Here is a 10,596-nt window from a genome sequence, read left to right as displayed (position 1 = left end):
GGCTTGCGGGAGCGGGGCGTTTCGGTACGGAACTAGTTGTCGCGCTTGAGGCCGTTCTTGCGCAGCGCCCAGTCCACCAGGAACACCACGACCAGGGCGGCCGCGCAGCCGACCAGCCAGAGTGTCTCGACGTGGCCGCGGTGGTTGCCGAAGTTCATCATCAGCAGCGCCACCGCGACGATGATCAGGCCGGCCCGCGCGGCTCGCTTGGGACCGGGCTTGTGCTGGTCAGGGGAGGTGACCATCTCCTCATCCGCCACGTGCAACGCCCTCCTTGGAACCGTGCGGTCAGTCGGCTCGTACGCCGGCATCTGGGTGCAGTTTGGCACGACCGGCCGCCGTGCCGCCTCGCAGGGGAGCCGGATCGGGCTACAGTGCGGCGGTGGCGAAGATCGTGGTGATCGGACTGATTCTGGCCTTCGGGGCGCTGCTGCTCGTGATGTTCGTACGAGGCAGGCTCAACAATCGGTCTTAGCTCGTGCCGGCTGAGGTGTATGCGCCCTGGATGGCGCTGCCCCAGTACGGTCCGAACATCCGGTCGGCGACCGAGTCGTAGCCGAAGCTGTTGATCGACTGCTGCGCGCCGCCCGAGCCGGCGCCGAGCAGCCACGGGCCGCCGGACGAGCCGCCGGTCATGTCGCAGGACACGCCCTGGTCGCTGGTGCTGCCATAGCTGTCGCTGGACGCCTTGCCGTTGCATGTCTGCAGCGTCTCGCCGTCGAACGGGCTGCCCGCGGGATAGCCGTAGAGCGTGTACGTCTGCGCCTTGGGCTGACTGAAGCCGACCCCGGAGGCGCCGACCGCGTCGCTGATGTGCCGGCCGTAGCGGCTGGTCAGCACCGCGAAGCCGGTGTCGTAGTTGATGTCACCGTTCTTCGCCCACTGGCTGGTGGTGACCAGCTTGCGGGCCGTCCACTTGCCGTAAGGCGCGGAACCGTTGTCGTACGCGGGCACGAAGGTCCAGTTCGTCGCGTACGCACCTGGACCGGCGTTCACGCAGTGCCCGGCGGTCGCGACCACGTCCCGGTTGTGGCTGGTGACCACGTTGCCGGAGCAGACGTAGTCGACCCCGCTGAGGGTGAAGAACACCTTGCCGATGTGCGCGACCGGTGTGAGGCCGGCCACCGCGGCCTTGGTGGAGGGCCGCAGCAGCGGCACGCCGGTAATGTCCCCGAGGCCGCCGAGCAGGCCTTCCTTGCGGTCCTGCCGGTAGGCGCGGGTGGCCAGCTGGTCGGCCGGGCGGGCGTGCCGCATCCGGTCCGCGGTCCAGTAGCCGGCGTCGGCGGTCAGCGTCGCGAGCTCCACGGTCCCGGGCACCCCGGACTGGGTCGCGGCCTCCAGGGGTGGCCGCCCCATCGCTCCGGCCGGACCCGCCAGCAGGACGGTCGCCGCGACGACGGCCCCGGCCGCGGCCACCGCGAGCAGGGATCGGGACAGTGTTCTCATGCTGGCCTTTCCGGGTAGGAGGCCGCGCCGGCGAGGTCGCGGTCGGTGGCTGGGCGTACGACGGTTCGCCCGGCCAGGTGGTGCGCGGATAAGTTATGGCTATTTCATGCTAAATGTCTATATTGACGCGCGTTTATGGCAAAACTTATGGTTTTCCTAAGGTTTGGCGCATCCGAGTGGCGGCTATCGTACGCGGCCATGAGGTCCGCCTTCCGGCGCCCCAGAACGCTTGACGAGAGGCGAATCCGGTGACGTACGCGACCCTGCCGCCGGGCGTGTCAGCATCGGGTCCCGCCGTGCGGGAGAATGGTCCGGTGACCGCTCGCGAGGTAGTGCTGCTCGGCTCGACCGGTTCGATCGGCACCCAGGCGATCGAGCTGGCGCGACGCCACCCGGACCGGTTCCGGGTGGTCGGCATCGCGGCCGGCGGCTCGAACGTGGAACTGCTCGCCGCGCAGGCGCTGGAGCTTGGCGTCGACGTTGTCGCGGTTGCCCGCGCGACGATGACCCAGGACCTGCAGCTCGCCTTCTACAAGACCGCCTCAGAGCGCGGCTACTCGGCCGGCCAGTTCAAGCTGCCCAAGATCCTCGCCGGCCCGGACGCGGCCACCGAGCTGGCCGCCTGGCCGTGTGACGTGGTCCTGAACGCCATCACCGGCTCGATCGGGCTGCGGCCCACCCTCGCCGCGCTGGCCGCCGGCCGCCAGCTCGCGCTGGCCAACAAGGAGTCGCTGGTCGCCGGCGGGCCGCTGGTCCGCAAGATCGCCCAGGAAGGGCAGATCGTGCCGGTCGACTCCGAGCACTCGGCGCTGGCCCAGTGCCTGCGCGGCGGCCGCCGGGACGAGGTCGCCCGGCTGCTGGTCACCGCCAGCGGCGGGCCGTTTCGCGGCCGTACGCGCGAGGAGCTGGCCGGCGTCACCGTCGAGCAGGCGCTCGCGCACCCCACCTGGGACATGGGCCCGGTCATCACGATCAACTGCGCCACGCTGGTCAACAAGGGCCTCGAGGTGATCGAGGCGCATGAGCTGTTCGGCTTCCCGTACGGGCAGATCCAGGTGGTCGTCCATCCCCAGTCGATCGTGCACTCGATGGTCGAGTTCACCGACGGGTCCACGATCGCCCAGGCGAACCCGCCGGACATGACCCTCGCGATCAGCCTGGCGCTGGGCTGGCCGGACCGGGTGCCGGCGGCGATCGCCCCGCTGGACTGGAGCCGCCCACAAAGCTGGGAGTTCGAGCCGCTGGACGCCGTACGCTTTCCAGCGGTGTCGCTGGCGGTGGCGGCCGGGCAGGCTGGGGGCGTGATGCCGGCGGTCTTCAACGCGGCGAACGAGGAGTGCGTCGCCGCCTTCGTCGCCGGCAGCCTGCCGTTCACCGGCATCGTGGACACTGTTGAGGCCATACTTGAGCGGGCTCCGCGCGGCACCCTGGGCAGCGCCGAGCCAACTGATGTCGATGACGTACTAGCGGCCGAGCAGTGGGCGCGGGACACCGCCCGCGAGCTGACCGGCGCGCCGGCGGCCAGCGGCTGACCGGGACGACGAAGCGAGCGGAGACCGACGACGCATGTGGGCATACGCACTGGGAGTGGTGCTGGTAGCGATCGGCATCCTGGTCTCGGTATACATCCACGAGGCCGGCCACCTGGTCACCGCGAAGATGTTCGGCATGAAGGCCACCCGCTTCTTCTTCGGGTTCGGCCCGACGCTGTGGTCTTTCCAGAAGGGGGAGACCGAGTACGGCATCAAGGCTCTCCCGTTCGGCGGCTTCTGCAAGATCCTCGGCATGACGCCCGAGGAAGAGGACGAGATGTCCGAGAAGGACAAGCCGCGCTCGTTCATCCGCTTCCCAGCCTGGAAACGGACCGTCGTGCTGGTGGCCGGGTCGCTGACGCACTTCGTCCTCGCGTTCGTCTTCCTGTGGGTCGCCATCCTCATCTGGGGCATCACCATCCAAGTTCCGCCCGCCCAGACCGCGGCCGTGGTGGACCACCCGGCCAAGTGCGTAGTGCTCGGCAACGAGACCGACAGCACCGGCAACCCGCGGCCCTGCAAGGCCGGTGACCCGGCCTCGCCGGCCGCTGCCGCGGGTCTGAAGTCGGGTGACCGGGTTACGTCGATCAACAGCATCCAGACGCCCACCTACGCGGCCTTCCAACAGGCGCTGCGCAAGTCGCCGGCGGACGGCAAGACGGCGGTCCCACTCACGTACGTACGTGATGGCAAGACGATCATTACCACGGTCAAGCTGCTGACCGGGCAGCGCAGGCCGCTCACCGCCAGCCCCAACTCCAAGGCCCTGGTCGGCACCCCGGTGATCGGCCTTTACGCCGACCTGAGCCGTACGACCCACTACGGCCCGATCGACGGCGCCGGCAAGGCCGCGCAGCTGACCGGCACCATCTTCGCCGGCACCTTCGGCGCCATCGCCCAGGTCCCGGAAAAGATCCCGAACCTGCTCGGCTCGCTGGTCGGCGGTCACCGGGACGTGAACGGCCCGGTCAGCGTGGTGGGCGTCAGCCGACTGGGCGGCGAGTCCCTGGAGAACCAGGGACCGGCCGGCGGGTTCCTGATCCTGACCATCCTGGCCAGCCTCAACGTCTTCATCGGCGTGTTCAACCTGGTGCCGCTGCTGCCGATGGACGGCGGCCACGTGATCGTCGCGTGGTTCCAGCGCACCCGGTCCTGGTTCGCGCTGCGCCGCGGCCGGCCCGATCCGGGGCCGGTCGACTACGCCAAGCTGCTGCCGCTCACGTACGCGGTCGCTCTCGTGCTCGTCGTGTTCGGTGTGCTGACCGTGGCCGCCGACATCGTCAATCCCATCCAGATCTTCCAGTGAGGGGTATTTTCCGTGTCCATTGACCTGGGGATGCCGGCGCCGCCGGCGCCGACCCTGGCTCCGCGTCGAGTGAGCCGTCAGCTCAACGTCGGCGGGGTGTTGGTGGGCGGCGGCGCGCCGGTCAGCGTCCAGTCGATGACCACCACGCTCACCTCCGACATCAACGCGACCCTGCAGCAGATCGCCGAACTCACCGCTTCCGGCTGCCAGATCGTCCGAGTGGCCGTGCCCAGCGCTGACGACGCGGCGGCCCTGCCGGCGATCGCGCGCAAGTCGCAGATCCCGGTGATCGCGGACATCCACTTCCAGCCGAAGTACGTGTTCGCCGCGATTGACGCGGGCTGCGCCGCCGTACGGGTGAACCCGGGCAACATCAAGCAGTTCGACGACAAGGTCGCCGAGATCGCGAAGGCCGCTTCCGCCGCCGGCACCCCCATCCGGATCGGCGTCAACGCCGGCTCGCTGGACAAGCGACTCCTCGCCAAATACGGCCGGGCCACCGCCGAGGCGCTGGTCGAGTCAGCGTTGTGGGAGTGCTCGCTGTTCGAGGAGCACGGCTTCCGGGACATCAAGATCTCGGTGAAGCACCACGACCCGGTGGTGATGATCAACGCGTACCGGCAGCTGGCCGCGCAGTGCGACTATCCGCTGCACCTCGGGGTGACCGAGGCCGGCCCGACCTTCCAGGGCACCATCAAGTCGTCGGTCGCGTTCGGCGCGCTGCTGGCCGAGGGCATCGGCGACACCATCCGGGTCTCGCTGTCCGCGCCACCGGTCGAGGAAGTCAAGGTCGGCAACCAGATCCTGGAGTCGCTCGGACTGCGTGAGCGCGGCCTGGAGATCGTCTCCTGCCCGTCGTGCGGCCGCGCACAGGTCGATGTCTACACGCTCGCCGAGCAGGTGACCGCCGGCCTGGAGGGGCTGCCCGTACCACTGCGGGTGGCCGTTATGGGCTGCGTGGTGAACGGACCGGGGGAGGCCCGCGAGGCCGACCTGGGTGTCGCGAGCGGCAACGGCAAGGGCCAGATTTTCGTGAAAGGCAAGGTCATCAAGACCGTGCCGGAGTCGCAGATCGTGGAGACGCTGATCGAAGAGGCGTTGCGGCTGGCCGAGGAGATGGGTGAGGACCTGCCCGAGGAGCTGCGTGGCCTTGCGCCTGTCGTAGAGGTGAAATAGGCGAGTCGGGATAGATTGCTGCCATGCTGACCAGGCAGCGCGCGAGCGTGCTGACCGGCACCGACTTGCCGGCGGCGCGGTCCCTGCTCGACCGTGACCCAGTGGCGAGCGCCGTGGTGGCCGCCAAGCTCACCGGCTCCGGGCTCGCGGAGCAACACCTCGGCGCCCAACTGTGGGGATCGTGGCGCGGCCGGCAGTTGCGCGCGGTGTGCCTGTCCAGCGGCAACCTCGTACCGGTCGGCACCGACGCTGCCGACATCAAGGCCTTCGCCGACCGGGCCCTGATGCAGGGCCGGATCTGCTCGTCCATGCTCGGCGAGGCCGAGGGCGTGCTGGAACTCTGGAACGCGCTCCGGCCGTACTGGGGGCCGGCCCGGGAGGTCCGGTCCTGCCAGCCGCTGTTGGCCACCAGCGAGCTCGCCTCCGTACGAGCCGACCCGGCGGTTCGGCTGGCCGAGCCGGCCGACCTGCCGTTGGTGCTGCCGGCCTGCGTCGCCATGTACCACGAGGAGGTCGGCGTCTCGCCGCTTGGCCGGGACGGCGGCGCGCACTACCGCGGCCGGGTCGCCGGCGCCGTCGCCGGGCACCGGATGTACGTACGAGTGGAGAACGGTGCGGTCATCTTCAAGGCCGAACTCGGCGCGGTCACCCCCGACTGTTGCCAGGTCCAGGGTGTCTGGGTGCACCCGGACCACCGCGGCGAAGGCCTCGCCAGCGCCGGCATGGCCGCCGTCATCGCGCATGCTCTGCGCCGGGTCGCCCCGGTGGTGAGCCTCTACGTCAACGACTACAACCAAGCCGCCCGCCGCGTCTACGCCCGCTGCGGCTTCCACCAAGTCGGCACCTTCGCCTCCGTCCTTTTCTGAGTCTCCCGAATTCCCCACCCTCGCTGGCCACCCACAGCGGACCGCACCTTCAACCCACAGTCGGCCAACCTCGACAGTTCCCGGCCCTCCGTCACCCCACCTCGTGCGGGACGGCACTTTCAGCCCATAGTCGGCCAACTTCGACGTTTCCCAGCCCCCCGTCACCCCACTCCGTGCGGGACGGCACCTTCAACCCGTAGTCGGCCAACTTCGACGGTTCCCAGCCCCGTTCGGCGCCATCGGCCGCCAGGCCGATGTTGTCGCCCCTCCGGCAGGGGCGTCGGTCCTCAGACCCTGCGGTTTTTGCAGGGTCTGAGGACCGGCTCTCGTAGCCGTAGTCGACGGCGCCCGCGCCGAAGGCGCCAGAAAAATCGGGGGCCATCGGCAGTAACCATCGGAAAATCCCGCCCCGCCACCGGTCTTTGGTGGCGGGGCGGGATTTTCCGATGGCTGGTAGACGAGGCACCGCACCCTCGCAGACACGGCTATTCACCAAGGCCCCAGTCCCGTACCGGCGGCCGTTTTCAACCGGGACCCCAGCCCCGTACCCCCCATCTCGTCAACGAGGGCTGCCTCGCACCGCCCTCAGATCAATGCTCGCGATTTCTGTCGGACCAGCTCACTAGCTTCCTCGATAACGGAGGTGGCAGGTGCGCGACAAGAAACGTCCAGGCCCGGTGTACGACAACGCCATCAAGCTCTTGACCGTGCCGCAGCGCGCGGAGTTGTGCCGCTGGCTGGGGATCGACGTGGTGAGTGAGATGGCCGAGCCGGAGGATTTGAGCGGCCGTCCACTGCGGGTTGACATGCTGGCCCGCGTCGGCAGCGGACGGTTGGCGCACATCGAGTTCTTCCGCAACGCGGACAGCACGATCGGGCCGCGGATGGTGGAATATCTTGCTCGGCTCTGGCAGCGGCACCCGCGCAGCCGGATCGAACAGCACGTGGTCCTTCTCGGCGGAGGACGGCCGCCGGAAGAGTTCGTACGAGACGACCTGAGCCATCGCTATCGGGTTCATCTGCTTCGCGAATGCGATCCGGAGGGCCTACTTGAACGGGTCGCCACCGCTCCGTTGGCCGTGTTGGCGAAGGCCGAGCGGGGTGGGCGGCAGAAACTGTTCCGGGACGTGCTGGAACGGATCCAGTCGTCCGGAGACCCCGAGACGCCGGTGTTGACCGAGATGGCGGAGATCCTCGCGGGCGTACACTTGTCGCCTGACGTGATCAAGGCCATTGCTGAGGAGGTTCGGATGCCTTTTGACCTGCGGGAGTTCCCGCCTTCCCCACGCATGCGCGAAGCCTTCAGCGAAGGCAGGATCGAGGGCGCAGCTGATGCTGAGGTCCGGATTTTTGCGATTTTGTTGCGTATGAGGTTTGGTCCTGATTCGCGGATTGAGGGGATTGCTCGTCGGCTTGCCGCTGGTGATGCTGAGGCGGCGACGGCGGCGATTAATAGTGCTGAGAGTTTGGATGTCTTCGCCGGCTGACAGTCCTGCCTGACGCGCTCGCCGACAGACGGGGAGCGGGTCGCCGCATCCCGGCCGTACGGGTCACGACCGGTGGCCGGCAGGATGCTGGGCATGGATGTGACAGAGGTGGCCAGCGGTACGGCTGAGCAGCCGGGGCCGGCGGTGATGGTGCGGTGGTGGGCGATCACGTTGGTGATGGTGTCTGCCGCCGCTGTGCTGATTTTGGAGCTGACGTCCGTACGCCTGGCGGCTCCTTATGTGGGCAACACATTCCAGACGTATACGGCCTCGATCGCGGTGACCTTGGCGGCGATCGCGCTGGGTGCGAACCGGGGTGGGTGGGCGGCGGATTTCCTGCCGCCGAAGGTGCTGATCGGTCCGCTGTTGGCCGTCGGTGGCCTGTTGGTGTTGGCCAGCAAGCCGATTGTGCTGGCCGTTGGTCCGCTGGTGCGGGACAGCGGTCCGGCCGGCAGCATCATCCTGGTCGGTGTCGCGGCGGCGGCTCCGGTGGCGGTGCTGTCGGCGATCAGTCCGGTGGTGGTGAAAACGCAGCTGCGTCGGCTGGCCGACAGCGGAACCGTGGTGGGTCGGTTCAGCGCTTTCGGCACGGTCGGCGGGCTGGCCGGCACGTTCCTGACCGGGTACGTGTTGCTGGCGACCTTGCCGGTGTCGGCGATCCTGGTCGGTACGGGCGCGGTGCTGGTCGCGTTGGGTGGCTGGCAGTTGGTGGGCTCGCGATGGCTCACCGGTCGGCGGACCGTGATCGGGATGGTCGCGGTGCTGGTGCTCGCCACGGGTGGAGCGGTCGCGCTGCCGGTGCCGTGTGACTACGAAACCGCGTATTACTGCGCCCGTGTCACCGACGATTCGGACCGGCCCGGCGGTCGGACGCTGTGGCTCGACGATGCCGAACATTCGTACGTGGACACCGAAGACTATGGCTATCTCAAATTTGCCTACACCCAGCGGTACGGCGATGTCATCAACGCGATGTGGCCGGCGAGAAAGCCGGTGCGGGCTCTGCATATCGGTGGTGGCGGTTTCACCATGCCGCGTTGGTTGACCGCTACCCGGCCCGGGTCGACCAGCCGAGTGCTGGAAGTCGACCCGGTGGTCGTGCGGCTCGGCCGGGAGCGGCTGGGGCTGCGTACGTCCGACGCCCTGCAGGTCAGGGTGGGCGACGCCCGTGTCAGCATCCGTTCCGAGCCGGCCGCTGGCTATGACCTGGTGATCGGCGACGCGTTCAGTTCCAGCGCGGTGCCGTGGCACCTGGCCACCCAGGAGTTCGCCGCCGAACTTCGCCGAGTGCTGCGCCCTGGTGGTTTGTATGTCCTCAACGTCATCGACTTCCCGCCACTTGCCTTGTTGGCAGCGGAAATCGCTACCGTACGGTCTGTTTTCGGTGCTGTCACGGTGATGGGGACCAAGGCGGCGCTGGAGGGCAAGGAGGGCGGCAATTTCGTCATCGTCGCTGGCGACCGTATCCCGGACCGTGACACGCTGCTCGCCGCGGCCGCCCACCGCGGCGAGCCTGGTGGCGTGGCCAGTCCGGCCCAACTCGCCGCCTTGGTGGGCAACGCGCGACCACTGACCGACGACCGCGCCCCAGTCGATCAGTTAATCACCACGTACCGTTATTTCTAGGTGTGGTATTGGCCCTGAAGGGATCCCCAGAGCAGGGCCCAGTCGCCGCTGTCGCCGCCTGGACGAAGGCCGCCGTGCAGGTGTCCCCATTCCAGCAACGCGTAGAAATGCGTGCTCCCGTACGACCCGTTGCGAACTATTCCGAAATGCGCGGCCCAGGTCGCGCCAGGGCGGGAATCCCACGGAATAGCGGCGAAAAGGTCGTGGACGTAGTCGGCCCAGTCGTGCGTGATGCCGGTCCGGTCGTTCGCGCACCGGTCCGCCGGCACCTTGCGCATGTCCACTGTGGTCGGTTGGGTGGCCGACGGGTACGGCCGTTTTTCCAGCGCCAGTACGGGTGCGCGACCCTGGATCCAGACGGTGTTGTCGACGTTGTAGATCGGATGCCAAATCGACGACGAGCCGCGGTTGCTGCCGACGGTCATGGACCGCAGGTCGGTGTAAGCGGTGTCGAGGTCCGGATCGCCCTGCCACTGCCAGATGTCACAGGTGTAGGTCGGAGCCTGGACGCCGTAATGCGCGAGCCACAGCCAGCGCGCCGCGCCCCGCACCCGTCCGAGGTCGCTGGACCACATCGACTCGCCGGTGTATAGACCCGGCGCGACGCCGACGCGGTGTTGGTACTGGCGGCAGAAGGCGTCCCGGAAGCCGGCGCCGAGGCCGGACACCTCGTAGTCCAGGAAGACCGGCAGGTCGCCGTCCGCCGGCAGGCCGGCCTGGGACAGGTAGAAGTCGGCTTGCTGCGCGCCGTCGCCGGGCCGGGCGAAGTGGTAGCCGCCGTAGACCTTGCCGGCGGCGCGGGTCGCGGACCTGCGGTTCTGCCAGCCGGGGGAGACGTAGCCGGATCCCTCGGTGACCTTGTTGAGGACGAAGTCGTACGCGTGGTAGTCCACACTGCTGTCATAACTGGACACGTCTCGTCCCTGCCGACCGCCGAGCCGTACGGTCGGTGCCGCGTCGGTTCGCTGGACGACGCGCCGATCCTGGTCCGGCGTGAGCGGCCGCACCTGCGGTGGTGCCGGGATCACCTCTCCGTGGATGTCGATGACTGGCGTCGCGCTGGTCACGGTTGCCTCCAGTGCCCCCCGTACGAGTCAGTGCGCCCTGCCGTTATTTTCCCCGAAACGTCGCTAAATATTCGGGTTTTGGCAGATCTG

Annotated in this window: 9 protein-coding genes; 6 read left to right on the top strand and 3 right to left on the bottom strand. The window is 68.4% G+C overall.

Going from position 1 to position 10,596, the window contains the following annotated elements:
- Window positions 1–32 precede the first annotated feature (32 nt).
- Window positions 33–260 (bottom strand): DUF2631 domain-containing protein, encoded by a 228-nt coding sequence (locus tag ABD301_RS16765; protein WP_344311221.1) that lies wholly within the window; start codon window positions 258–260, stop codon window positions 33–35.
- 211 nt (window positions 261–471) lie between these two features.
- The gene (locus ABD301_RS16760) at window positions 472–1,446 is read right to left on the bottom strand and encodes a trypsin-like serine peptidase (RefSeq protein ID WP_344311220.1); all 975 of its coding nucleotides are present in this window, start codon (window positions 1,444–1,446) and stop codon (window positions 472–474) included.
- Window positions 1,447–1,760: 314 nt separating this feature from the next.
- On the opposite strand from ABD301_RS16760, the gene dxr reads away from it, so the two are divergent.
- The 6 genes from dxr (at window position 1,761) to ABD301_RS16730 (ending at window position 9,439) form a co-directional block, all read left to right on the top strand.
- Window positions 1,761–2,978, top strand: coding sequence for a 1-deoxy-D-xylulose-5-phosphate reductoisomerase (gene dxr, locus ABD301_RS16755; RefSeq protein WP_344311326.1), 1,218 nt, complete (start codon window positions 1,761–1,763; stop codon window positions 2,976–2,978).
- A gap of 34 nt (window positions 2,979–3,012) precedes the next feature.
- The gene (locus tag ABD301_RS16750; protein WP_344311219.1) at window positions 3,013–4,284 is read left to right on the top strand and encodes a M50 family metallopeptidase; all 1,272 of its coding nucleotides are present in this window, start codon (window positions 3,013–3,015) and stop codon (window positions 4,282–4,284) included.
- 12 nt (window positions 4,285–4,296) lie between these two features.
- Complete coding sequence (ispG, locus tag ABD301_RS16745; RefSeq protein WP_344311218.1) at window positions 4,297–5,460, top strand: flavodoxin-dependent (E)-4-hydroxy-3-methylbut-2-enyl-diphosphate synthase; 1,164 nt, start codon at window positions 4,297–4,299, stop codon at window positions 5,458–5,460.
- Window positions 5,461–5,483: 23 nt separating this feature from the next.
- A complete protein-coding gene (locus ABD301_RS16740; protein ID WP_344311217.1) occupies window positions 5,484–6,326 on the top strand; it encodes a GNAT family N-acetyltransferase in 843 nt (280 codons plus the stop codon).
- A gap of 650 nt (window positions 6,327–6,976) precedes the next feature.
- Complete coding sequence (locus ABD301_RS16735) at window positions 6,977–7,813, top strand: RpnC/YadD family protein (protein WP_344311216.1); 837 nt, start codon at window positions 6,977–6,979, stop codon at window positions 7,811–7,813.
- Window positions 7,814–7,906: 93 nt separating this feature from the next.
- Window positions 7,907–9,439: a fused MFS/spermidine synthase gene (locus ABD301_RS16730; RefSeq protein WP_344311215.1), complete on the top strand. Its 1,533-nt coding sequence runs from the start codon at window positions 7,907–7,909 to the stop codon at window positions 9,437–9,439.
- On the opposite strand, the gene ABD301_RS16725 is transcribed toward ABD301_RS16730, so the two are convergent.
- Window positions 9,436–10,506 carry a glycoside hydrolase family 25 protein gene (locus ABD301_RS16725; RefSeq protein WP_344311214.1) on the bottom strand — a complete coding sequence of 357 codons (1,071 nt, stop codon included), beginning with the start codon at window positions 10,504–10,506 and terminating at the stop codon, window positions 9,436–9,438. The two genes, ABD301_RS16730 and ABD301_RS16725, sit on opposite strands and share 4 nt — an antisense overlap.
- Window positions 10,507–10,596: the final 90 nt, after the last annotated feature.

Source organism: Fodinicola feengrottensis (genome assembly GCF_039530045.1).
Classification (GTDB): Bacteria; Actinomycetota; Actinomycetes; order Mycobacteriales; family HKI-0501; genus Fodinicola; species Fodinicola feengrottensis.
The sequence above is the reverse complement of the archived record's forward strand: the minus strand, read 5'-3'. Positions and strand labels throughout refer to the sequence as shown.